Consider the following 23,391-nt stretch of genomic DNA (forward strand, 5'->3'; position numbering starts at 1 on the left):
CCATCCTCAGATCATGTCCGTAACTGTCGGTGAAACCAACCGTGTTGGAAATGGACGGCACTTTCGGGCCACGGTGTGGCCGGAGGGCGCGCCACACGGCGCACGCAGGCCCCGGGCCGCCCAGAGCGTGACCCGCGCCACGCCGGGCGCCGTACGATGGCTCGGTGCTGGTCAAGTGGATTCGCTGCACCGTGGTCGACCGCCACGGTTTCGAGCGGGAGCAGCGGAAGTGGGCGGGACTGCTCGGCGAGCCGGGATTCCGGACGCAGAGCGGCGGGTGGAGCCGACGGCAGCCCGATGTCGCCCACGTGTTCGCTTTCTGGGAGAACAGGGTCTTCTACGACTCGTTCATGGCCCGCGCGCACGACCGGTTGGCGGCCCCGCAGGCCGGCACGTACAAGGACATGCAGGTCAAGCTCTTCGAGTACCGCTTCGACGTGAAGACCGGATTCGAGCCGGACTTCACGGACGCGGACGTGGTCAGGATCGCGCACAGCCGGGTGTACGAGGACCGCGTCGACCACTTCGCGCTCATGCAGCAACGGGTGTGGAATCCGGCCATGGCGGGCTCCCCGGGAATGCTGCGCGGAGTCTTCGGGGAAGCGCCGGGTCCGGAGTTCCTGGTGCTCTCCATGTGGCAGTCGAGCGCCGAACGCGGCAAGTACCGCCCCGGGAGCGCGGCCCGGCTCGAGGCGCGTGCGGAGACGGAACGGGACGTCGAGGCGCTCACCGGGGACGTGGTGCAGCTCGAGCCGTCGTGGACCGTCCGACCGGAGCGCGCGTAGGCCGTTTCCTTGGTCACATACGCCCGATGGGGCCCGCACGGGTGCTCGATATCACCGGACGGCATCTAGGGTCGGTGCATGGCACGACCGCAACGCATCGTTCTCGTCCGGCACGGTGAATCCGAGGGCAATGCAGACGACACGGTCTACGAACGCGAGCCGGACCACGCCCTGAGGCTCACGGCGAAGGGCCTCGACCAGGCGCGGGCCACGGGTTTCCGCCTGCGTGAGACCTTCGGCGACGAGCGTGTGAGCGTCTACGTCTCGCCCTACCGGCGCACCCACGAGACCTTGAGGGCCTTCGATCTCGTACCGGGACACGTACGCGTCAGGGAGGAGCCCCGGCTGCGCGAGCAGGACTGGGGCAACTGGCAGGACCGTGACGACGTCAGGCTGCAGAAGGTCTACCGGGACGCCTACGGACACTTCTTCTACCGCTTCGCGCAGGGCGAGTCCGGGGCCGACGTGTACGACCGGGTGGACGCGTTCCTGGAGAGCCTCCACCGCAGCTTCGAGGCGCCGGACCATCCGCCGAACGTCCTGCTGGTCACGCACGGGCTCACCATGCGGCTCTTCTGCATGCGCTGGTTCCACTGGTCGGTGGCGGAGTTCGAGTCCCTGTCCAATCCTGGGAACGGTGAATCGCGGACACTGCTGCTCGGCGAGGACGGCCGTTACACGCTCGACCGGCCCTTCGCGCAGTGGCGCACCCCTGAGCCGTACGGCAGCACCGGATAGAGTGGAAGAGCGATGACCGCTGACTCCGCTTACGACCGCTTCGAACGCGCTCTGGCCAGCCTGCGTGGACTGTCCGTGGGAGATGCCCTCGGCTCCCAGTTCTTCGTCCCGGCCAACTACCCCCTGCTCAAGAACCGGGCTCTGCCGCCCGGCGACTGGCAGTGGACCGACGACACCGAGATGGCCTCCTCCGTACTCTCCGTGCTGGCCGCGCACGAGCGCGTCGACCAGGACGCGCTCGCCCACTCCTTCGCCCGCCACCACGACTTCGACCGGGGTTACGGGCCCGCGGTCAACCGGTTGCTCAGGCTGGTCAGGGAAGGCGGGGACTGGCGCGAGCTGGCGTCCGCGCTCTTCCAGGGCCAGGGTTCCTGGGGCAACGGTTCGGCGATGCGCATCGCCCCGCTGGGTGCCTGGTACGCCGACGATCCGGAGCAGGCCACCCATCAGGCCGAGGTCTCCTCGTACACCACCCATCAGCACCGCGAGGCCGTGGTGGGTGCCATGGCCGTCGCGGCGGCGGCCGCCCTTGTGGCCGCGCCCGGGCGGCCGCCTACGCCGGAGGGCCTGATCGACGGTGTGGTCGCCCTGATCCCGCGCAGCGCGGTCGGCGCCGGGCTGCGACGGGCGCGCGACATGCTCGACTACCGGGACGCGGGGACGGTCGCGGCGGTGCTCGGCAACGGGCGTCGTACGAGTGCGCACGACACGGTGCCGTTCGCCCTCTGGTCCGCGGCACGGAGCCTCGGCGACTTCGAACAGGCCTTCTGGGTGACTGCTCAGGCTGGTGGCGACGTGGACACCACCTGCGCCATCGTCGGCGGCATCGTCGCCGCGGAACCGGTCGGTGCGCCTCCGGCCGAGTGGCTGGCCCGGACGGAAGAACTCCCCGATTGGCTCCCGTCGGCTCCTGCGCGCCGCTGAGTTCCAGGTCTCCGGCGGACTGTCGGCCGCCGCCTCGGGTGGAGCGTCGATCGCCGCCTCGGGTGCACTGCTGACCGTCCGGCGGAGGGGCTGCGCTCCGGGGGCGGTCGCCCGGGAGGCCGGCATCTCGTCCTGGCACTTCTACTGTCACGGTCCTGCCACAGGGGCGGACCTGGTCGGCCGAAGAACCCGAACGGGACTTACTCTTTCGCCCACGCCGCCCTCATCGATCTTGGTGGGTGCGCGCCTAGAGACGCCGGGGCCGACGCGCCGCGATGGAGCCGTGCGAGCGGACCTCGGTGGGGGAGGGGTCCCATGTCCGAACAGTCGTCCGATGCGTCCAGCCGACCCGATGTGCCGCCGGAGTCCGGTGGAGGGGCGGGGGCCGAGGGCTCTGCGGAGCCCGGTGGCGCGGGACAGCCCGCGTCCGTCACCACGCACACGCCCGGGCCCGAGCCCGTGTCCGTGTCCGAGCCCGTGTCCGCGTCCGTTTCCGAGGGGCCTGGCCGGGCGAGGGCAGCCGCGGCGCCGGCCTCCGGTCCGTCGGTTCCACCGCAGAACGTCGGCCCGGACGTGCCGAAGGTGCCTGCCTACCTCCGGCCCGCACAGCCGGCGGACGCCTGGCAGCGCCGCGGGCAGCAGCCACCCGGTGTGATGACCAGGCTGCGGGCAGCCTCCCCGCCCGCGATCGGACCGGGCACCCTCTGGTCGGTCCTCGCCACCGCCTTTCTGAGTGCGTTGCTGCTCGGGGACGGCCTGGGTCTCAACCTGCTGATCGTTGCCGTGCCCGCAGCCCTGGGAGCCTTCTTCGCGGCCCGCTCGGCAGGACGCCGACTGCGGCCCTGGACCGCGGTCTGGGCGCTGGGCGGGCTGATGCTCCTGGCGGTCCCCGCCCTTCGCGATGCGGGGTGGCCGGTGTTCCTCGCCATGGTGTCGGCCCTCGCTCTGGGTTCGCTGGCCCTGCACGGAAGCCGCAGCTGGCCGGGCGTGCTGCTCGGGTCGGTGGGCCTGCTTCCCTCCGTGGCGGGCGGGGTGCGCTGGGGGTGGCGCGGAGTGCGCGCCCGGGCGGACGACTCCCGCGGCCGGGTACGCACCGTGGCGCGCACCACGGCCGTGGCCGTCGTCCTGCTCATCGTGTTCGGCACACTCTTCGCGTCCGCGGATGCCGCCTTCGCCGATCTGCTGGGCAGCCTCACCCCCGACATGTCGATCGGGGACAGCCCCTGGCGCGTGTTCCTCTTCGTCCTCGGTCTCCTGGGAGCGCTCGCCGCCGCCTACAGTGCCGCGGCACCGGTGCGCTGGGACGGCATCACCGTCCGACCGGGCAAGGCAAGGAACCGGGCGGAATGGGCACTGCCGCTGATCGTGCTCAACCTGCTCTTCGCCGTCTTCATCGGACTCCAGCTCGTCGTTCTCCTCGGCGGATACGACAAGGTGCTGGAAGAGACTGGTCTCAAGCCCGCCGAGTACGCACGGCAGGGCTTCTGGCAGCTGCTGTGGGCCACTGTGCTGACCCTGCTCGTCATCGCGCTGGCCCTGCGCTGGGCTCCGCGGGGCAAGGCGGGTGACCGTACGCTGGTCCGGGGCGTTCTGGGTGTCCTGTGCGTGCTCACGCTCGTCGTCGTGGCGTCCGCGCTGCGGCGCATGGACCTGTACGTGGACGCTTTCGGCCTGACTCGGCTCCGGATCTCCGTTGCCGCCGTCGAGCTCTGGCTCGGCGTGGTGCTGGTGCTCATCCTCGCGGCCGGGGTGTTCGGCGCCAGGCTGCTGCCGCGCGCGGTCATGGTGAGCGCGGCCGTCGGTGTGCTCGCCTTCGGGCTGATCTCGCCCGACGGACTGATCGCCGAACAGAACGTCCAGCGGCACGGCAACGGCGGGACGATCGACATCGAGTACCTCGAGGGACTCTCCGCAGATGCCGTGCCGGCTCTGAACGAGCTGCCGGAACCTCTGAGGTCCTGCGCGCTGGAGAACGTCCAGCGTGACCTCGGCCTCCGGGACGCTCCGTGGTATGCCACGAGCTGGGGCGAAGCCAGGGCCCGGGACATCCTCGAGGAGCATCCCGCGGCGCACCAGGGGACCCGCTGCTACGACCTCGGCCGGGACGCCGACGAGCGGGACGGTTTCGAGGAGGACGATTCCTACGATCCGTACTGAGGGGCGGACCGGGACCTGGACCGGTTCCGGGCCCGGGCCTGGGGCCTGCCCCGGACTTGGCCCTGGCCTTGGTCCGGGGCCTGACCTTGGCCCGGGTAGGCGGCACGGCTCCCGGCGCCCGCCCCCGATCAGGTAGCCGCTCGCCTGTCGAACAACTCCCGGCGAGGCAGATGTTCGAGGAATCGTCATGGGATGGTCCGATGCATTCGACGCACCTGCCGCCACCGGTGCCCGGTGGGGAGCGGCCTGCGCTGGGCCAGCCCGGGTGGGTCGGCCGATGGACGGAATCACTCGGCAAGCCGACGTTCGCTTCCGCTATTCGGTGATCGGATGGTGTCGCAAGGGCGTGTTCGGGTGGTGGTGCGCCGCTCCGGCCGAGTCGTCCAGCGCGGCCCACGAAGTGCATTTCATCTCCGATCAGGCGCTGGAGGCGGACCTCCGATGTGCGGTCTCCGATGTCTGCAGACGATCGCGCGCATATGTGCAAAAGTGAAAGTGCGGGCCATGGTGCGGGAGGTGCGATCGGCCGGCAGCGCAGTCGTTCCGTTGTTGCGGCGGAGTGGTGCCGGTGAGCGGTGCGTCGTCGACGGCCGCGGGTTCGCGGCGTTCCGGGCGAGGCCGGAGGCGTGCCGAACTGTTGGACGGTGCCCCGGGGTGTTCTTGCCGTGGCCATCGGCGTAACCTGGCAGGCGCCATGCCGTACGAACCACCCACGCACACCGTCGAGCGCTCACTGCGCGCCACATCCGGTGCCAGGACCGTCGCCGGTGTCGACGAGGTCGGACGCGGAGCGTGGGCCGGCCCCGTCACCGTGTGCGCGGCCGTCACCGGTCTCCGCAGGCCCCCCGAGGGCCTCACCGACTCCAAGCTGCTCACTCCCAAGCGCCGGGCGGAACTCGCCCCGACCCTCGAGAAGTGGGTCACGGCCTACGGGTTGGGACACGCGTCGCCACAGGAGATCGACGACGTGGGTATGACCGCGGCGCTCCGTCTCGCGGCCACAAGGGCGCTGGACATGCTGCCCGTTCGGCCTGACGCCGTGATCCTCGACGGTAAGCACGACTACCTGGGCCCGCCCTGGAACGTCCGTACGGTGATCAAGGGGGACCAGTCCTGCATCGCCGTCGCTGCGGCCTCGGTGATCGCCAAGGTCCACCGGGACACGATGATGGCCGAACTGGGCGCGGAATCAGGGCAGTACGCAGACTTCGCCTTCGGCGCGAACGCCGGTTATCCGTCACCGGTGCACCGGGCAGTGCTGGAGGAGCGGGGGCCTACGCCTCACCATCGCCTCAGTTGGGCCTATCTCGACGCGTTGCCCAGGTGGCAGCACCTGAAGAAGGTCCGGTTCTCCGCCGAGGCGGCGGCACTGGAAAGCGGGGGCCAGCTCGGCTTCGATTTCTGATCGCGCAGGCGCACCCGTCCGCCGACGTCTTCGCGTCGGCAGTGATAAAGACAACCATTCATGCCTCTCATCCCCGAGGAGCCTCAGATTCCCGAGAGCGCCCAGGGTCCCCGCGTCACTCCGGCCGCCGGCCGTACCGCGCCGACCCCCCGTCCCGTACCCGGCCCGCGTTCCGCGGCCACACCGCGTCCCGGAAGCCCGGGCCGTGGACCCGTGCGGCCCGCGCCCCCGGCGCAGCGCCCGCACCCCACCCCGGTATCTCCCGCAGCCCCGGCCTCGGCAGCTGCTCCTGCCGTGCGCAAGCCGGGGGCGGAGACTTCCGCAGCACAGTTCCAGCTGATCCCGGCGACCGCCGGCGGGGCGGTCGAAGCTGCCGACGAGGCCGTCGACCTCCTGCTCGACTCCGGTCAGGCACCCGGCGGCATCGTGGTGCTCACCACCGGTGAACAGCATCCCTGGGCCGCTCACGAACTCTCCTTCGGAGAGGCCGCGTACTGGGCGCAGCACGAGGCGGGTGACGACGTCTTCTTCGCCGACATGGCGAATGCCGACCGCTGTGCCTCCCGTTCCGTCGTCGTCGTCGCCGTGAACGGCGACCTCGACGAAACGGCTGCCCGTGCGCTGTCCGGCCTGCGGGAACGATCCTGTGGACTGCTGATCGTGTGCGGAGACCCGCAGAAGATCAACTCCGCACTGGGTGCGGCGGTCTGAACCGTTGGTCCGTGGGCCCCGGACGTCGTCTGTGACGACGTCCGGGGCCCACGTCCTTTTTCACCGGGCGGCGCTCCGCCGCAGTGCCTGGGCGGCCCCGCCGCCGGTGCGCAGCGGAACGGGATCGTGGTCGGTGGAGGTGTCCGCCAGGGGCGACGGCCTGGACAGCAGCGTCGGCCTGCGACCGCCCCGGCCCTCGCCGAGCACCTGCCAGCCTCCGCGCGTCAGGGTGATGTAGGCACCGCAGCGAAGGCCGTGCAGCGTGCAGGCGTCCCTGAGCCCCCACATCCATGCGCCGTCCTCCTCCGTCCAGCGTTCGTCGCCTTCGCGGCAGTAGAGCAGGACCGCGGTGCGCACCGGGGTGCGGCGGCGCAGGTCGTGCGGGATGACCCGGCGCAGATGCGCCAGCAGGGCGTTGCGGAACTCCCAGCCGTCCGCGGGCGCCGTGGAGCGCTTGACGAACGAGGCGCTGGCCGTGAGGCGTTCCTCATGGTCGAGTACGGCGACGACCGCGGTGGCCGGGGTCGGCCGGTGCCGCGCGTGGAGGCCGCTGACGACCTCACGCGGACTGCGCAGCAGAGGTATGCCTGCCGCTGCCCATTCGGCCGGTTCGAGCATCCTGGCGACGTGGTTGACGGAGCCGGCGGACGCCGACAGTGAGGTGGCTGCGGACGGAGCGAATCCGAAGGTCACGGTCCTCCCTTCGCTACGCGCCCACGGTGCGGGCAGGGTCGAATGAGGGCGCGCCGCGGCACAGCCCTTCCGGGCCCGCGAAAAGACCGTGCGGGGAGCGCGTCCAATTCTTCCTGTCGTATGGGCAGGCGGCAACGAGCAATTGGCTCGGCTGACGGGTATCTGACGGAATGACACGGATATCCCTGCCCGTTTCGGTGACGAACAACGCCAGGTGTCAGCCTTGAACCGCGAGGACCAGCGGAAACACCCCCTCCGCTCCCGCACGTCGGAGCAGTCGTGCCGCCACGGCCAGCGTCCATCCGGTGTCGGAGAGATCGTCCACGAGCAGGACGGGCCCTCCTGCGGCTGCGAGAACCTCCGCCAGCGCGGGCTCCACGACGAGTGTCTCGTGCAGTGTCTTGACCCGCTGCGCGCTGTTGGTCTGCGAGATCCGCAGATCCTCGGACCCCGGAGCGTAGGTGACCGTACCGAGCAGAGGCATCCGTCCGACCTCGGCGATGCGGCTGCCGAGCGAGTGGACCAACTGCGGTCTCCGTCGCGAGGCGAGCGTGACGACACCGACCGGCCGGGGTGCCGCGTCCGGAGCCCCCGATGCCCAGCCGCCTGGCCCCTTCGCCCAGTCCGCGATCACCGTGACCACCGCGCTCGACACGTCGTCGGGGACCGGAGCATCCGGTGCCTGTGCCGTCAGCAGCGGACGGAGCCGGTTGCCCCAGCCGATGTCCGAGAGCCTGCCCAGGGCCCGGCCCGAATGGGCCAGCTCGCCCGCCGGGATCCGGCCCTTGAGATCGACACCCACCGCGGAGAGCCCCGTGGGCCACATCTTGCGTGGTTCCACCTCCACCCCTGGCCGGCCCAGCTCACCGCGAGCCCCGTCGAGAGCGGCCGTGGAGACCTTGTCGTCGAAGCGCGCACCGGCGCAGTTGTCACAGCGTCCGCAGGCGGTGGCCTCGTCGTCGTCCAGCTGGCGCCGGAGGAACTCCATGCGGCAACCGGTCGTCGACGCGTAGTCGCGCATGGACTGCTGCTCGGCGGCCCGCTGCCGTGCGACCCAGGCGTAACGCTCCGAGTCGTAGACCCAGGGTTCGCCCGTGGAGATCCAGCCGCCCTTGACCCGTTTCACCGCACCGTCGACGTCGAGCACCTTGAGCATCGTCTCCAGGCGGGTGCGCCGCAGATCGACCATCGGTTCCATGGCGGGGAGCGACAGGGGACGGCCGGCCTGGGCGAGCACATCGAGAGTCCGGCGGACCTGCTCCTCCGGAGGGAACGCGACCGAGGCGAAGTACTGCCAGATGGCTTCGTCCTCCTTGCCCGGGAGCAGCAGGACCTCGGCATGCTCGACGCCGCGCCCCGCGCGTCCGACCTGCTGGTAGTAGGCGATGGGCGAGGACGGCGACCCCACGTGCACGACGAACCCGAGGTCGGGCTTGTCGAAACCCATGCCGAGCGCGGACGTGGCCACGAGGGCCTTCACCCGGTTGGCCAGGAGATCGTCCTCGGCCTGCTGCCGGTCCGCGTTCTCCGTCCTGCCGGTGTACGAGGTGACCGGGTGCCCGCACTGGCGGAGGTAGGCGGTGATCTCCTCGGCGGCTGCGACGGTGAGCGTGTAGATGATGCCGGAGCCCGGCAGCTCCCCGAGGTGGTCACCCAGCCAGGCAAGCCGGTGCGCCGCGTCGGCCAGTTGCAGGACGCCGAGGCTGAGGCTCTCCCGGTCCAGCGGCCCCCGCAGCACCAGGGCGTCCGTGCCGGCTCCCGTGCCGAGCTGCTCCGCGACGTCCGCGGTCACACGGGCGTTGGCGGTGGCCGTCGTGGCGAGCACGGGGACGCCCGCCGGGAGATCGGCGAGCATGGTCCGAAGCCGCCGGTAGTCCGGGCGGAAGTCATGACCCCAGTCGGAGATGCAGTGCGCCTCGTCGACCACCAGCAGACCCGTGGCAGCGGCCAGGCGAGGCAGCACCTGGTCGCGGAAGTCGGGATTGTTGAGGCGCTCCGGGCTGACCAGCAGGACGTCCACCTCGCCGGCCGCCACCTCTGCCTGGACCGTGTCCCATTCCTCCGTGTTGGAGGAATTGATCGTGCGGGCGCTGATGCCGGCCCTCGCAGCCGCCGCCACCTGGTTACGCATCAGGGCGAGCAGGGGGGAGACGATCACTGTCGGTCCGCTTCCCTGAGCGCGCAGCAGTGACGTGGCGACGAAGTACACCGCGGACTTGCCCCATCCCGTCCGCTGGACGACCAGGGCTCTGCGCCTGTCGGCGACGAGGGCCTCGATGGCCCGCCACTGGTCCTCGCGCAGCCGGGCCGTGCCGGTGGTGTCCCCGACCAGTCGGGCGAGTACGGAATCGGCCGAGGCCCTGAGTTCTGCGCGGTCTGCGTTGGTCATGTCCCCATGCAACCCGATGCCTACGACAAACCGCGAACGGTGGCCGACTCCTGTGGACAAAGTTATCCACAGGGGTCGCGGAAATCGGCGCCCCACGGGACGGTCGAGCCATGAACAAGCGCGATGCAACCTCCGGACCGTCCGACGTGCAGCAGATCACCCTGCGCGGCCCCGCGGAACTTGCCGACGCCCTGCCCTATCTCATGGGCTTCCATCCGAACGACAGTGTGGTCATGGTGGCCCTGCACGGAGGCCGGGGCCGCTTCGGCGGCCGGCTCAGGCTGGGCATTCCCCAGGACCCGGGCGAGTGGGCTCCGGTCGCCGACCAGCTGGCGCAGAGCCTGATCGAGGGGAGCGAGCAGCGCGACACGCGCCCCGACGCGATCGTCGTCTTCCTCTGTCAGGACCCGGCCGAGGGGGAGAGCGCCTCTCAGACCATGGAGAGGCTGAGGCCGCTCGCGCAGCGCCTGCGCAGGGCCTGCGGGGCGCTCGACGTTCCCGTACTCGAGGCGCTGTGCATCTCCGACGGCCGCTACTGGTCGTACTGCTGCCCCGATCCCCGCTGCTGCCCGGCCGAGGGCAACCCGCTGGCGCTCCCCGGCACCACGGTGATGGCGGCGGCGGCCGCGTACGCCGGTGTCCAGGTGCGCGGATCGCTGAGGGACATGGAGGCGAGGCTCTTGCCGTGGGAATCAGCAGCGGCACAGGAGCAGGAGCGGGCCCTCGACTCGGCGGGCGCCGTTCTTGTCTCCCGCATCCTCGACGTCGACGGCCGCGGGGAGGTGGCGGGGGAGACCCTGAGGGTCGCGCGTGACCTCATGGAACGCCTCGGGAGCGCACCGGTGGCAGCTCCCGCCGAAGCGGACAGGGCTGACGACGGCCTGATCACTTCCGGTGAGGCGGCGGCCGTGATTCTCGGGCTGCAGGACCGTGAGACGAGGGACCGGGCCGCCGAGTGGATGGAGGGCCGCGAGGCCGACACGGCACTGCGGTTGTGGCGGGCCCTCGCCCGTCGGTGCGTCGGCCCTTACGTGGAACACGCCGCCGCCCCGCTCACCCTGGCCGGCTGGGTCTCCTGGTCCAGCGGCGACGAGGCCGCCGCGCGGGTGGCTCTGGGGCTCGCGCTCCGGGCCGATCCTGATTACACGTTCGCTCAACTCCTGCACCAGGCGTGCAATCAGGGCCTGGACCCGGAGACTCTGCGTCGCTGTCTCCGCGGCGAGCGCGTGGTGCGTGACGGGCGCAGCGACGACAGTGCTCCTGGGCCGGAAGGCGTACGGCGGACGGAGCGGATGTCCGGGCCGCGGCCGGCGCGCGCTGCGGCAGGTAGGCGGAGGAGCGCAGGGACGCATCGGCGGGCACCGGGTGCTTCCTCCCGCCCGGGCTCGTCCGCTGGCCGGGGCCACGCCCGTGACAGGCGACCGCTGGGGCAGCGCGGAGCCAGGAGCCGCGAGTGACCGACCGCTTTTCCCGGGGCGGGCCAAGTCCCATGCCGGGCATACCGATGTCGGGAGGCAAGAGCCGGACCCGGGAGGGAACCGGTGTCGCGAAGGGCGTGTTTATCGTCAGGAAGACGACTATGATTTCGGCATGCCGCCCTACGACCCGTCGACCTTCCCGCCCTTCGCCGTCACCGTCGACCTGGTCGTCCTCACGGTGCGACGTCACGCACTCTGTGCGCTCGTGGTACGCCGAGGCGAATCGCCGTTCCAAGGGCGGTGGGCGCTGCCGGGCGGATTCGTCAGAGCCGATGAGGATCTCGGTGCGGCGGCGGCGCGTGAACTCGTCGAGGAGACGGGGCTCTGCGCACACGATCCGACCGCCCCGGCCGCAGGGAACGGCGCGCACCTGGAACAGTTGGCCACGTACGGCGACCCCGGCCGCGACCCCCGCATGAGAGTCGTCAGCGTCGCCCACCTCGCCCTTGCGCCCGATCTTCCCGCACCGCGGGCGGGCGGTGATGCGAACAGCGCCCGCTGGGCCTCGGTCGGGGACCTGCTCGGACCCGGCGGCGGTTTCGCCCGGGAGGACGAGCAGAGCGCACCACTGGCCTTCGACCACGCGAGGATCCTCGAGGACGGCGTGGAGCGGGCCCGCTCGAAAATCGAATACTCCTCGCTGGCCACGGCGTTCTGCCCGCCCGAGTTCACGGTCGGCGAGCTGCGGCGGGTGTACGAGGCGGTGTGGGGCGTGGTCCTGGACCCCCGCAATTTCCACCGTAAGGTCACGGGTACTCCAGGCTTCCTGGTCCCGTCAGGGGGGACGACCACACGTCAGGGAGGACGCCCCGCACAACTCTTCAGGGCCGGGGCGGCGACGGTGCTGAATCCTCCGATGCTGAGGCCGGAAGTCTGACGGGCCCGGAGCCGGGCGCTCACGCGAGACGAACCTGCGGAACGCCCACAGAAGCACTAGTACACAGAAAGTCCGAAATGTCGCGTTATCTTGCTCGGGTATCCCGCCCTGCCGCCAGGCGGTCTCACCCTTCTCGAGGGAAGCGATGCTCCAGGCCATCGGACTCACCAGCACCCCTCGCCGCGACGGTCCGCCCGTCGTGGACGACCTGACCTTCGAAGCCCGGCCCGGCAGCGTCACCGCGTTGCTCGGGGCTCCCGGCTCCGGCAAGACCACGGCCCTTCGTCTGATGCTCGAACTCGAAGCGGGGAGGGGGGTCGCCTACTTCAGAGGGCGTCCGCTGCACCGCATCGGTCACCCGGCCCGTGAGGTCGGGGTGCTGCTCGGAGACGTACCGGGCCATCCGGCACGCACCGCGCGTGGCCAACTCCGCATGCTCTGCGCCGCAGCCGGGGTTCCCGCTTCACGAGCCGACGACCTGCTGGAGGTCGTCGGGCTCGCGGGGCTGGGGGATCAGCGCATCGGAACCCTCTCGGCAGGGATGGACCGACGGCTCGGGCTCGCCTCCGCGCTGCTCGGCGACCCCCATACGCTCGTTCTCGACGAGCCGGCCGAAGGGCTCTCGCCGCGCGAGAGGAGCTGGATCCACGGACTGCTCCGCGCACACGCGGCGGAGGGCGGAACTGTCCTGCACACGACCGGTGATCCCAAGGAGGCGGCACGCGCGGCCGACCGTGTGGTCACCATCGACGGGGGGCGCCTCGTCGCGGACCAGGACGTCGCCGACTTCTCCCGCACCCGTCTGCGACCTCGGGTCGCCGTGCGTACCCCGCACGCGGCCAGGCTGGCCTCCGTGGTGAGCCGTGAGGCCCGCGCGGCCCGGCGCTCGGTCGAGGTGGTGGCCGAGGGCGGCAGCAGGCTGTCGGTGTACGGCAGCAGCTGCGCGGAGGTCGGGGACACGGCGTACCGGCACGGTGTCCCGGTGCACCAGCTCGCCGACGAGACCGGGGATGCCGGCCCGGTGGCGGTCCCTGACGGCGGCCCCGGTGGCGCGTCGGGAGGCGGGTCGGTGAAGGCCGTCCTCCCCAGCCCCGCATCGACCGTGGCGGTCTCGCAACTACCCCCTCCGATCCTCGTGGGCCCGGCTCGGGGTCCGCTCCGGCCGCTGCGGTACGAACTGCGGCGCCTCTTCGGGGTCAGGACAACCGCTCTGATCATGGTGGCTGTTCTGGCCGTCTCCGCAGCTCTGTCCGTGCTGCTGGCCCGCTCCGGGAAGGTGCCCCTTCCCGACCTGCTGGTCGCCTGGCCCGACGTGTTGCCTCTACCGCCTGTCGCGTTCGCCGCCGGACTGCTGGGCGCCCTTTCCTTCGGCGACGAGTTCCGCTATCCGGCGCTCGCCGCGGGGCGGGGGACGGTGCCACGCCGCCTCGGCCTCCTGATCGCCAAGTTGGCGGTCTCGGCGGGCGTCGCGCTGCTGCTCGCCCTGCTCGCGGTGCTGGCGGACGCCCAGGCCCTGCGTCTCGTGTACGGCGGGGAGTTGGTCCGCGTGCCGGAGAACGCCGCTCAGATGGGACTGAGTTGGGCCGGGTTGTCGGTCGGATGCGCCTGGGCGGGGCTGCTGGGGGCCGGAGTGTTCCGGCTCGCCGTCGCCGGTGTCGCGGCCGTGTTGGCGGTTCCCGTGCTCGTCGTACCGCTGATGCAGAAGCTTCTCGAGGCGCCGTCCGCCCGCTCGATCGGCGGGCTGTCGGGGCGACTGCGTGAACTCGGCTGGCTGCAGTGGCCGTACGAGACGGACCGATGGGCCATGGTCGCCGTACGGGTTGTCGCCCAACCTGCGGGGTTGGCTCTCTCTTTGTCGCTGTCCGCCTTGGTCTGTGCGTATGTGTTCACGAGCCTTCGCGGGAAGGCCCGTTGGTGACCACATCGGTGATGCTCGAGGCAGAACGGCAGGCAGCAACGGACAAATACCCTTAAAAGATGTGATTTCTGCCGGTAACCCGTCAATTGAGAGGGGAGTGGCGATCACCCTTTCGTGTGCTTTTCAGCAAAGACCTCAAGGGGCGGGTGAGCCACGCCGACAAAGGATGCGTGAGTACCCTTGCGCACACCATGATGACCGCCGCCCGCTCCGCCGACTCCGGCCTCGCCGGCCCGGGCGAACTCGACCGCTACCCCTACACGGAGGCGCCGGCCGGCGAGCGCGCCGCCCTCCGTTCCTGGGGTGGCGCCGAATCCGAGCTGGGGCGGGCGAGCCGGCGCGGCACGGCCAGTCGCGGCCGTGGACTTCACGGTCAACTGGTCCAGCAGTTGGGGCAGATGATCGTTTCCGGTGACCTCGGTGCCGACCGCCCGCTCGTCCCTGAGGAGATCGGCCAGCGATTCGAGGTCTCCCGCACCGTTGTGAGGGAGTCCCTTCGCGTTCTCGAGGCCAAGGGGCTGGTCAGCGCCCGGCCGAATGTGGGTACGAGGGTCCGGCCGGTGAGTGACTGGAACCTGCTCGACCCCGACATCATCGAATGGCGCGCCTTCGGCCCTCAGCGGGACGACCAGCGTCGCGAACTGGACGACCTCCGGTGGGTCATCGAGCCCCTCGCGGCCCGGCTGGCCGCAGGTCACGGACGCGAGGACATTCAGCAGCGTCTCGGCGACATGATCGAGATCATGGGGCACGCCATGGGGCAGGGGGACGCCATCACGTTCTCCCGGGCCGATGCCGAGTTCCATGCCCTGCTGATCCAGGCGGCGGGGAACCGCATGCTGGAGCACCTTTCCGGGATCGTGTCGGCGGCCCTGCACGTCTCCGGCGGGCCCGTGACTGGCTGTGACCGCCCCGCCGAGGCTTCTCTCGGCCACCATGCGCGGATCGTCGAGGCCCTCGCCTCGGGTGACTCCGCCGCTGCCGAGACCGCCATGCGGCAGCTGCTGATCGGTCACACCGACGGAGAACGGGTGGTTCCTGCGCCTCGCGAGCACTGAGCGCTGCGGGACCGGGTATACGGACCGTGTGCCGTCGGGCCTGAGCGGCTCGGCGGCATGATTACACGGAAATGTGACCTTTCGTTCTGTTTGTCGCGAATGAGGTGTGACTGGGGCCACGCGAATTGGGCGTAACACTCCTCGAAACAGTGCGATGACCTAAGAGGTGACCGCCGCGGAAGGAATACAGCAGCCACGCAGTGCGCTGTGCAGTTCTGAGGCCAAGCCCGCGACGTCGGCGACATCCCCAGCCGACGGTCGTCGGTTCCAGCCCTCCCAGGGCCGGGCCGGAAGCCGTTTCCATCGTTCCGAGAGGTTGTTCGTGTCGGCCAGCACATCCCGTACGCTCCCGCCGGAGATCGCCGAGTCCGAGTCTGTGATGGCGCTCATCGAGCGGGGAAAGGCTGATGGGCAGATCGCCGGCGATGACGTGCGTCGGGCCTTCGAGGCTGACCAGATTCCGCCAACCCAGTGGAAGAATGTTCTGCGCAGCCTCAACCAGATCCTCGAGGAAGAGGGTGTGACGCTGATGGTCAGTGCCGCGGAGTCGCCTAAGCGCGCCCGCAAGAGCGTCGCAGCGAAGAGCCCGGTCAAGCGCACCGCCACCAAGACCGTCACCGCCAAGACGACCGTGACGCGCACCGTCGCGGCGTCTGCCGCCCCGACGGCCCCGAGCGCGGACGTGGCGGCCGACGACGCCGCCGTTGCCGCTCCTGCGAAGAAGACGGCAGCCAAGAAGACGGTTGCCAAGAAGACCGCCGCGAAGAAGACCGCGGTCAAGAAGACCGCGGCGAAGAAGGCCGGCAAGCAGGACGACGAGCTTCTCGACGGCGACGAGCCGGTCGAGGAAGTGAAGGCCGGCAAGGGCGAGGAAGAGGAGGGCGAGGGCGAGAACAAGGGCTTCGTCCTCTCCGACGACGACGAGGACGACGCACCCGCGCAGCAGGTCGCCGTCGCCGGCGCCACGGCCGACCCTGTCAAGGACTACCTGAAGCAGATCGGCAAGGTTCCCCTCCTCAACGCCGAGCAGGAGGTCGAGCTCGCCAAGCGCATCGAGGCCGGGCTCTTCGCCGAGGACAAGCTGGCGAACTCCGACAAGCTCGCACCGAAGCTCAAGCGCGAGCTGGAGATCATCGCCGAGGACGGCCGCCGCGCCAAGAACCACCTGCTGGAGGCCAACCTCCGTCTCGTGGTCTCGCTGGCCAAGCGCTACACCGGTCGCGGAATGCTCTTCCTGGACCTCATCCAGGAGGGCAACCTCGGTCTGATCCGCGCGGTCGAGAAGTTCGACTACACCAAGGGCTACAAGTTCTCCACGTACGCGACGTGGTGGATCCGCCAGGCGATCACCCGCGCCATGGCCGACCAGGCCCGCACCATCCGTATCCCGGTGCACATGGTCGAGGTCATCAACAAGCTCGCCCGGGTGCAGCGCCAGATGCTCCAGGACCTGGGCCGTGAGCCCACTCCTGAGGAGCTGGCGAAGGAGCTCGACATGACCCCTGAGAAGGTCATCGAGGTCCAGAAGTACGGCCGCGAGCCGATCTCTCTGCACACCCCGCTGGGTGAGGACGGTGACAGCGAGTTCGGAGACCTGATCGAGGACTCCGAGGCGGTCGTGCCCGCGGACGCGGTGAGCTTCACGCTCCTCCAGGAGCAGCTGCACTCCGTGCTCGACACGCTTTCCGAGCGCGAGGCAGGCGTGGTCTCGATGCGTTTCGGTCTCACCGACGGTCAGCCGAAGACCCTGGACGAGATCGGCAAGGTCTACGGGGTGACGCGTGAGCGCATCCGGCAGATCGAATCCAAGACGATGTCGAAGCTGCGCCACCCGTCGCGTTCGCAGGTGCTGCGCGACTACCTCGACTAGATCGTCGGTACGCACATGGGCAGGGGGCCCGGAACCGGAAGGTTCCGGGCCCCCTGCCCATGTCCGCGTAGGGGGCCCTGTGGGTGTCCGCGTGCGGCGGGCACCGGCGCGGATGACGCTGAGTGGGCACTGCTCACCTCGGCGTAAGGAGCCTCCATGCCCCGCATTCCGGTACGTGTCCTCCCGGCCGCCTGCACTCTGGCGGTCACGGCGGCGGTCATACCCCTCGGCCCTCCGGCCTCGGCCGTGGCGGACAGCATCATCGTCGGCGGACAGGCGGTGCCGGTCGAGGCCAGCCCCTGGGCCGTGGCGCTGTCGAGCCGTGACCGGTTCGGAGGAACCCGCGCCGGTCAGTTCTGCGGAGGGGTCGCGATCGCGACCACCAAGGTGCTGACAGCCGCGCACTGCCTGAGAGAGGACGTCCTGGGGTCTGCCGTCGCCGAGGTCACGGATCTTCGGATCATCGCCGGGCGGGACGAGCTGGACGGGCCAGGGGGGCAGGAGGTCCCTGTGCGTTCGACATGGACCAACCCCGGCTACGACCCCCACACGAACGCGGGCGACCTCGCGGTCCTCACTCTGGACCGGGCCCTGCCCGCGGGCAGCGTCATTCCGATGGCAGATGCCGGGAGTCCCGCGTACGAGCCGGGCACCGCGGCGACGGTGTACGGCTGGGGGGATACGACCGGGTACGGGGCCTACGCGCCCGTGCTGCGGGCCGCCAAGGTCCGGGTACTGCCGGACAGCGACTGCGTCCGGGCCTACCCCGGCGGTACACAGGGCGCGTACGACGCCTCATCGATGCTCTGCGCCGGTGACACCCGGGGTGGGCGGGATGCGTGCCAGGGGGACAGCGGAGGCCCTCTGGTGGCCCGTGGGCGCCTCGTGGGGCTGGTTTCCTGGGGGAGCGGCTGCGGGAGTCCGGAGAGCCCCGGGGTGTACACACGGGTGTCCGCGGCCATCCGGTGGATGGCCGCAGGCGACTGACCGCCGGGGCCGCGCCGACACGGCCGACGGTACGAGAACGGGCGGCTTTCCCCTGGGGGAGGCCGCCCGCCGGCCGGTCCTGGACCGTGCCCGTAGCTCGTCGTGGATGCGAGGTGTCAGTGTTGTTCCTCGTCGGCGGCACTTGCCTGTACGGCTGTGAGCCGGTCCGTCTCATCCTGTATTTCCGCGGCGATCTTCTTGAGTTCCGGCTCGAACTTGCGTCCGTGGTGGGCGCAGAAGAGCAGTTCACCGCCACTGATCAGGACGACGCGCAGATAGGCCTGGGCGCCGCAACGGTCACAGCGGTCTGCTGCGGTCAGCGGGCTCGCGGGGGTCAGAACAGTAGTCACGTCGCCTCTTCTCTAGCTCGACGAGCTGTCGTACCAGGGTCAACATCCAACCAGGCCGAAAACGTTCCCGCTCGTGGCATTTCTTCGAAACTTCTTCTCGGGATGGCTGTCTGTCGCCGGTTGGCGGCGAATGTGCCGTATTGCGTAGCGCTACGGTTTCGCGTTGCTTGTGTGGGCCGGTCCGCCGGCTGGGTTGCCGGTTGTTCATGAGGACGTGCCCGGAGCCTAAATGGTTCATGCCTCGAAGGGAACGTGATGTGCACGTCACCCTGACGAATGATCGAACGTGTATGCGAGGCTGCACTAGCATGAGGATTCCCCCTGGGTGGCGTTACAACCGCTCTACCAGGCCTCGGTAGGCTCTCAGCGGCCACCGAGGCCGAGCCCGCCACCCACCGGGCCCCAAAAGTAATTCAGCGAGGAGCGAACTGCGTGACCGCCGATTCCGTGCCGTCCACTGCGCTGCTGACCGGAGCAGGCGGCGCAGACAGGGACAGCTCCAACTACACCGCGCGGCACCTTCTCGTCCTCGAAGGGCTCGAAGCCGTCCGTAAGCGCCCCGGGATGTACATCGGGTCGACGGACAGCCGCGGACTCATGCACTGTCTCTGGGAGATCATCGACAACTCCGTCGACGAGGCTCTCGGAGGCTACTGCGACACCATCGAGGTCATCCTCCACGACGACGCCTCCGTCGAGGTCCGCGACAACGGCCGCGGCATCCCCGTGGACGTCGAGCCGAAGACCGGGCTCTCCGGCATCGAGGTCGTCATGACCAAGCTGCACGCCGGCGGAAAGTTCGGCGGCGGCTCGTACGCGGCGTCGGGCGGCCTGCACGGCGTCGGCGCCTCGGTCGTGAACGCGCTCTCCGCCCGGCTGGACGTCGAGGTCGACCGCAACAGCGCGACCCACGCCATCAGCTTCCGGCGCGGTGTCCCGGGCATGTTCACCGAGCAGGGGCCCGACAGCCCCTTCGACCCGGCCAACGGCCTCCGCAAGGGCAAGCGCGTGCCGAAGACGCGGACGGGTACCCGGGTGCGGTACTGGGCGGACCGGCAGATCTTCCTCAAGGACGCGAAGCTCAATCTGGAGACGCTGTACCAGCGGGCCCGCCAGACCGCCTTCCTCGTGCCCGGTCTCACCATCGTCGTACGCGACGAGCGTGGCGTCGACGGCGAGGGCAAGACGGAGGAGACCTTCCGCTTCGACGGCGGGATCAGCGAGTTCTGCGAGTACCTGGCGCAGGACAAGGCCGTCTGCGACGTACAGCGCCTGAGCGGAACGGGAACCTTCAAGGAGACCGTTCCGGTCCTGGACGACCGCGGCCACATGACGGCGACCGAGGTCACCCGCGAACTGGGCGTCGACATCGCGCTGCGCTGGGGCACGGGCTACGACACCAACCTCAAGTCCTTCGTCAACATCATCGCCACCCCCAAGGGCGGCACCCATGTCACCGGGTTCGAGCGTTCCCTCACGAAGACGGTGAACGAGGTCCTGCGGTCCGCGAAGCTGCTGCGCGTCGCCGAGGACGACATCGTCAAGGACGACGCGCTGGAAGGCCTGACCGCGGTGGTCACGGTGCGACTCGCGGAGCCGCAGTTCGAGGGGCAGACCAAGGAGGTGCTCGGAACCTCGGCCGCCAACCGGATCGTGGCCAATGTGGTCTCCAAGGAGCTGAAGGCCTTCCTCACGTCCACCAAGCGTGACGCGAAGGCCCAGGCCAGGGCGGTACTGGACAAGGCGGTGGCCGCTGCCCGCACCCGCATCGCCGCCCGCCAGCACAAGGACGCACAGCGCCGCAAGACAGCGCTCGAATCGTCCTCGCTGCCCGCGAAGCTCGCGGACTGCCGGAGCGACGACGTGGAGCGCAGCGAGCTGTTCATCGTGGAGGGCGACTCGGCCCTCGGCACCGCGAAGCTGGCCCGGAACAGTGAGTTCCAGGCGCTGCTGCCGATCCGGGGAAAGATCCTCAACGTCCAGAAGTCGTCCGTGTCGGACATGCTCAAGAACGCCGAGTGCGGGGCGATCATCCAGGTCATAGGAGCGGGCTCCGGGCGCACCTTCGACATCGACGCGGCTCGCTACGGCAAGGTCATCATGATGACGGACGCCGATGTCGACGGCTCTCACATCCGTACGCTGCTGCTCACGCTCTTCCAGCGCTACATGCGGCCGATGGTCGAGGCGGGACGGGTCTTCGCGGCCGTGCCGCCGCTGCACCGGATCGAGCTGGTGCAGCCCAAGAAGGGCCAGGACAAGTACGTCTACACCTACTCCGACAACGAGCTCCGGCAGACCCTGCTGGAGCTGCAGCGGAAGAACGTCCGGTTCAAGGACTCGATCCAGCGCTACAAGGGCCTGGGCGAGATGGACGCGGACCAGCTGGCGGAGACCACCATGGATCCGCGCCACCGCACGCTCCGCCGGATCAACATCGGCGACCTGGAGTCCTCCGAGCAGATCTTCGATCTGCTGATGGGCAACGAGGTCGCGCCGCGCAAGGAGTTCATCACCAGCTCCGCGGCCACCCTGGACCGTTCGCGTATCGACGTCTGACGGCTCCACCCGTGGGTGGAGAGCTCTTCTCCACCCACGGTCGGCCCAGGAGCCGATCCCGTGGTCCCCGCGCTTCCGCAGCGTCGAAGACATCGCATCTTCACGCCACTCGGAGGCTGTCGTGCCGGAGCCCTTCGACGTCCTGGCGATCGTCGCGGTTGTCGCGCTCGTCGTCCGTCGGTTCTCGGCCTTTTCCGCGTCCTCCCGGTGCGCAGGGCCGGCACCCCGCTCCGCGCCAACGGCATCGCCGCGAGGCCCACGGGCCCGGGGCCGCGCGCTATGCGTACGGCCCCGGCCTGGCGCACCCACCCGGCCCTTCCGTCACCTGAAATGGTGAAGCACGGCGGATGAAGTGCCCGAGGTCTTCCCGATCTGCCCATTCTTGGCTACGCGGCCGAAAAGGCTCGTGGACAAGGGAGTTGTCGGTGGAGAAGGAAGCAGGGCCGGACACCGCTGTGCTACGGCTCGACGACCCGTGGGACGAGGCGTCGGCTGCCGGGTGGAGCGAGCCCGACGGTGCCGGTGCCACGGCGGCCGACGGGCGGCCCCGGCCGGTGGAACGGCGCGGCCACACAGCGGCGGAGGTCTATCTGGAGGTGCAGGACAGCCCGGCCTTCCGCGAAGTGCGCCGTCGCTACCGACGGTTCGTGGCCCCCGCCGCCGCTGCCTTCCTGCTCTGGTACCTCGCCTATGTGATCGCGGCGACCACCGCGCACGACCTCATGGCGCGGCCGGTGGCCGGCGTGCTCAACGTGGCCATGGTGGCCGGTCTCGGGCAGTTCCTCACCACGTTCCTGCTCACCTGGGCGTACGCCCGTCACGCGCGTCTGCACCGTGACCGTGTCGCTCTCGAACTCCGCTGGGAGACGCAGGAGATGACGAGAGGTGCCGAACGGTGAGAGGGGACCATCAGACGCTGGCGCTGCTGCTGTTCAGCGTCTTCATCGCCGTGACGCTCGGCATCACCACCTGGGTCGGCCGGAAGAGGCAGGGTTCGGCCGAGGAGTTCTACGCGGGCGGACGGCTCTTCTCGCCCATGGAGAACGGATTCGCCATCGCGGGTGACTACATGTCCGCCGCGTCCTTCCTCGGCATCTCGGGGCTCATCGCCCTGTACGGCTACGACGGCATGCTCTACTCCGTCGGATTCCTCGTGGCCTGGCTCGTCGTCCTGCTCCTGGTCGCCGAACTCGTACGCAACTGCGGCCGGTTCACGCTCGCCGACGTGGTCGCCGCGCGGATGGCGGAGCGGCCGGTGCGTACCGCGGTGGGCATCTCCTCCGTCACCGTCTCGGTTCTCTACCTGGTGGCTCAGATGGTGGGTGCGGGGAGCCTCGTCGCGCTGCTGCTCGGTGGCACGAGCGACACCGTCCGGGCGTGGACCGTGGTCGGGGTCGGAGCGCTCATGGTGGTCTATGTGTCGCTCGGGGGTATGCGCGCGACGACCTGGATCCAGATCGTCAAGGCCGTCCTGCTGATGGCCGGAGCCGTCACCCTCACCGTGCTCGTGCTGGTCCGGTTCCACGGGGACGTCAACGCCCTGCTCACGTCCGCCGCCGACCGCAGCGGACACGGGCGCGACTTCCTTTCGCCGGGGCTCCGGTACGGCGGGAGCTGGACGGCGCGGTTCGACTTCGTCAGTCTCGGTCTGGCGCTCGTCCTCGGAACGGCCGGCCTGCCGCACATCCTGTCGCGCTTCTACACCGTTCCCACCGCACGTGCGGCGAGACGCAGCGTCGTCTGGTCCATCGGGCTGATCGGCAGCTTCTACCTGATGACCGTCGTCCTCGGGTTCGGAGCGGCCGCGCTCGTCGGTTCGGCTGAGGTGCGGACGTCCAACGCGTCCGGGAACACCGCCGTTCCGCTCCTGGCGCTCGTTCTGGGGGGTGGAGAGGGTTCCACGGGAGGCACGGTGCTCTTCGCCGTCGTGGCTGCCATCGCCTTCGCCACGATCCTCGCCGTGGTCGCCGGGATCACCCTCGCTTCCTCCGCCTCCGTCGCCCACGACCTTTACGCCTCGCTCAGGCGCCGGGGAGCCAAGCCGCGCAGCGAAGTGGCTGTGGCCCGCGTGGCCGCGGCGGGCGTCGGAGTGGTCGCCATCGGACTCGGTCTTCTCGCCCAGGACCTCAACGTGGCGTTCCTGGTGGGGCTGGCCTTCGCGGTCGCTGCCTCCGCCAACCTGCCGGCGCTGCTCTACTCCCTGTTCTGGCGGAGCTTCACGACCAGGGGCGCGGTCTGGGCGGTCTACGGCGGACTCGTCCCCGCCGTCCTGCTCGTCCTGCTCTCACCCGTCGTCTCAGGAAGTCCGACGTCGCTCTTCCCCGGTGTGGACCTGGCGCTCTTCCCCCTGGAGAACCCGGGGCTGGTGTCGATCCCGGCAGGCTTCCTGGCCGGCTGGCTCGGCACGGTCACCTCGTCCGAGCCGCCCGACCCGGCCAAGCACGCGGAGACGGAGGTCCGGTCCCTCACCGGGGCGGGGGCGGCCTGAGGCC

At 70.0% G+C, this 23,391-nt stretch carries 18 protein-coding genes; 15 read left to right on the forward strand and 3 right to left on the reverse strand.

Annotated elements, in window-relative coordinates:
• Positions 1-164 precede the first annotated feature (164 nt).
• From IA22_RS0124995 to IA22_RS37185, 6 genes are all read left to right on the forward strand, one after another.
• Positions 165-785 carry a YdbC family protein gene (locus IA22_RS0124995; RefSeq protein ID WP_014153657.1) on the forward strand — a complete coding sequence of 207 codons (621 nt, stop codon included), beginning with the start codon at positions 165-167 and terminating at the stop codon, positions 783-785.
• 78 nt (positions 786-863) lie between these two features.
• Entirely contained in the window at positions 864-1,523 is a 660-nt protein-coding gene (locus tag IA22_RS0125000) for a histidine phosphatase family protein (protein ID WP_015579033.1), read from the forward strand.
• Between the two features lie 12 nt (positions 1,524-1,535).
• Entirely contained in the window at positions 1,536-2,447 is a 912-nt protein-coding gene (locus tag IA22_RS0125005; protein ID WP_014153655.1) for an ADP-ribosylglycohydrolase family protein, read from the forward strand.
• A 315-nt stretch (positions 2,448-2,762) separates the two neighbouring features.
• Entirely contained in the window at positions 2,763-4,604 is a 1,842-nt protein-coding gene (locus IA22_RS0125010) for a DUF4153 domain-containing protein (RefSeq protein ID WP_030124894.1), read from the forward strand.
• 694 nt (positions 4,605-5,298) lie between these two features.
• Complete coding sequence (locus tag IA22_RS0125015) at positions 5,299-6,009, forward strand: ribonuclease HII (protein ID WP_030124895.1); 711 nt, start codon at positions 5,299-5,301, stop codon at positions 6,007-6,009.
• Between the two features lie 60 nt (positions 6,010-6,069).
• Positions 6,070-6,720, forward strand: coding sequence for a hypothetical protein (locus IA22_RS37185; protein ID WP_030124896.1), 651 nt, complete (start codon positions 6,070-6,072; stop codon positions 6,718-6,720).
• Positions 6,721-6,780: 60 nt separating this feature from the next.
• Here IA22_RS37185 and IA22_RS0125025 read toward each other — a convergent pair whose 3' ends face one another.
• Both IA22_RS0125025 and IA22_RS0125030 read right to left on the reverse strand, forming a co-directional pair.
• Positions 6,781-7,413 carry a hypothetical protein gene (locus IA22_RS0125025; RefSeq protein ID WP_030124897.1) on the reverse strand — a complete coding sequence of 211 codons (633 nt, stop codon included), beginning with the start codon at positions 7,411-7,413 and terminating at the stop codon, positions 6,781-6,783.
• 217 nt (positions 7,414-7,630) lie between these two features.
• Positions 7,631-9,802: a RecQ family ATP-dependent DNA helicase gene (locus tag IA22_RS0125030; RefSeq protein WP_014153650.1), complete on the reverse strand. Its 2,172-nt coding sequence runs from the start codon at positions 9,800-9,802 to the stop codon at positions 7,631-7,633.
• A gap of 110 nt (positions 9,803-9,912) precedes the next feature.
• Between IA22_RS0125030 and IA22_RS0125035 the strand changes: the two genes are divergently transcribed.
• From IA22_RS0125035 to IA22_RS0125060, 6 genes are all read left to right on the forward strand, one after another.
• Positions 9,913-11,259 (forward strand): DUF4192 domain-containing protein, encoded by a 1,347-nt coding sequence (locus tag IA22_RS0125035; RefSeq protein WP_030124898.1) that lies wholly within the window; start codon positions 9,913-9,915, stop codon positions 11,257-11,259.
• Between the two features lie 133 nt (positions 11,260-11,392).
• Positions 11,393-12,157, forward strand: coding sequence for an NUDIX hydrolase (locus tag IA22_RS0125040; RefSeq protein WP_014153648.1), 765 nt, complete (start codon positions 11,393-11,395; stop codon positions 12,155-12,157).
• Positions 12,158-12,302: 145 nt separating this feature from the next.
• Positions 12,303-14,075, forward strand: coding sequence for an ABC transporter ATP-binding protein (locus tag IA22_RS0125045; RefSeq protein WP_030124899.1), 1,773 nt, complete (start codon positions 12,303-12,305; stop codon positions 14,073-14,075).
• A gap of 191 nt (positions 14,076-14,266) precedes the next feature.
• Entirely contained in the window at positions 14,267-15,133 is an 867-nt protein-coding gene (locus IA22_RS0125050; RefSeq protein WP_030124900.1) for a FadR/GntR family transcriptional regulator, read from the forward strand.
• A 322-nt stretch (positions 15,134-15,455) separates the two neighbouring features.
• The gene (locus IA22_RS0125055) at positions 15,456-17,003 is read left to right on the forward strand and encodes an RNA polymerase sigma factor (protein ID WP_014153645.1); all 1,548 of its coding nucleotides are present in this window, start codon (positions 15,456-15,458) and stop codon (positions 17,001-17,003) included.
• A gap of 156 nt (positions 17,004-17,159) precedes the next feature.
• Positions 17,160-17,990, forward strand: a complete 831-nt coding sequence (locus tag IA22_RS0125060; RefSeq protein ID WP_030124901.1) for a S1 family peptidase — start codon at positions 17,160-17,162, stop codon at positions 17,988-17,990.
• A 116-nt stretch (positions 17,991-18,106) separates the two neighbouring features.
• On the opposite strand, the gene IA22_RS0125065 is transcribed toward IA22_RS0125060, so the two are convergent.
• Positions 18,107-18,340 (reverse strand): DUF7455 domain-containing protein, encoded by a 234-nt coding sequence (locus tag IA22_RS0125065; protein WP_014153643.1) that lies wholly within the window; start codon positions 18,338-18,340, stop codon positions 18,107-18,109.
• Between the two features lie 432 nt (positions 18,341-18,772).
• On the opposite strand from IA22_RS0125065, the gene IA22_RS0125070 reads away from it, so the two are divergent.
• The 3 genes from IA22_RS0125070 (at position 18,773) to IA22_RS0125080 (ending at position 23,387) form a co-directional block, all read left to right on the forward strand.
• Positions 18,773-20,899, forward strand: a complete 2,127-nt coding sequence (locus IA22_RS0125070; RefSeq protein ID WP_014153642.1) for a DNA gyrase/topoisomerase IV subunit B — start codon at positions 18,773-18,775, stop codon at positions 20,897-20,899.
• 425 nt (positions 20,900-21,324) lie between these two features.
• Positions 21,325-21,798, forward strand: coding sequence for a DUF485 domain-containing protein (locus tag IA22_RS0125075; RefSeq protein ID WP_030124902.1), 474 nt, complete (start codon positions 21,325-21,327; stop codon positions 21,796-21,798).
• Complete coding sequence (locus tag IA22_RS0125080; RefSeq protein WP_014153640.1) at positions 21,795-23,387, forward strand: solute symporter family protein; 1,593 nt, start codon at positions 21,795-21,797, stop codon at positions 23,385-23,387. The genes IA22_RS0125075 and IA22_RS0125080 overlap by 4 nt, the downstream gene beginning before the upstream one ends.
• Positions 23,388-23,391: the final 4 nt, after the last annotated feature.

Source organism: Kitasatospora papulosa, assembly GCF_000717245.1.
Lineage (GTDB): Bacteria > Actinomycetota > Actinomycetes > Streptomycetales > Streptomycetaceae > Streptomyces > Streptomyces papulosus.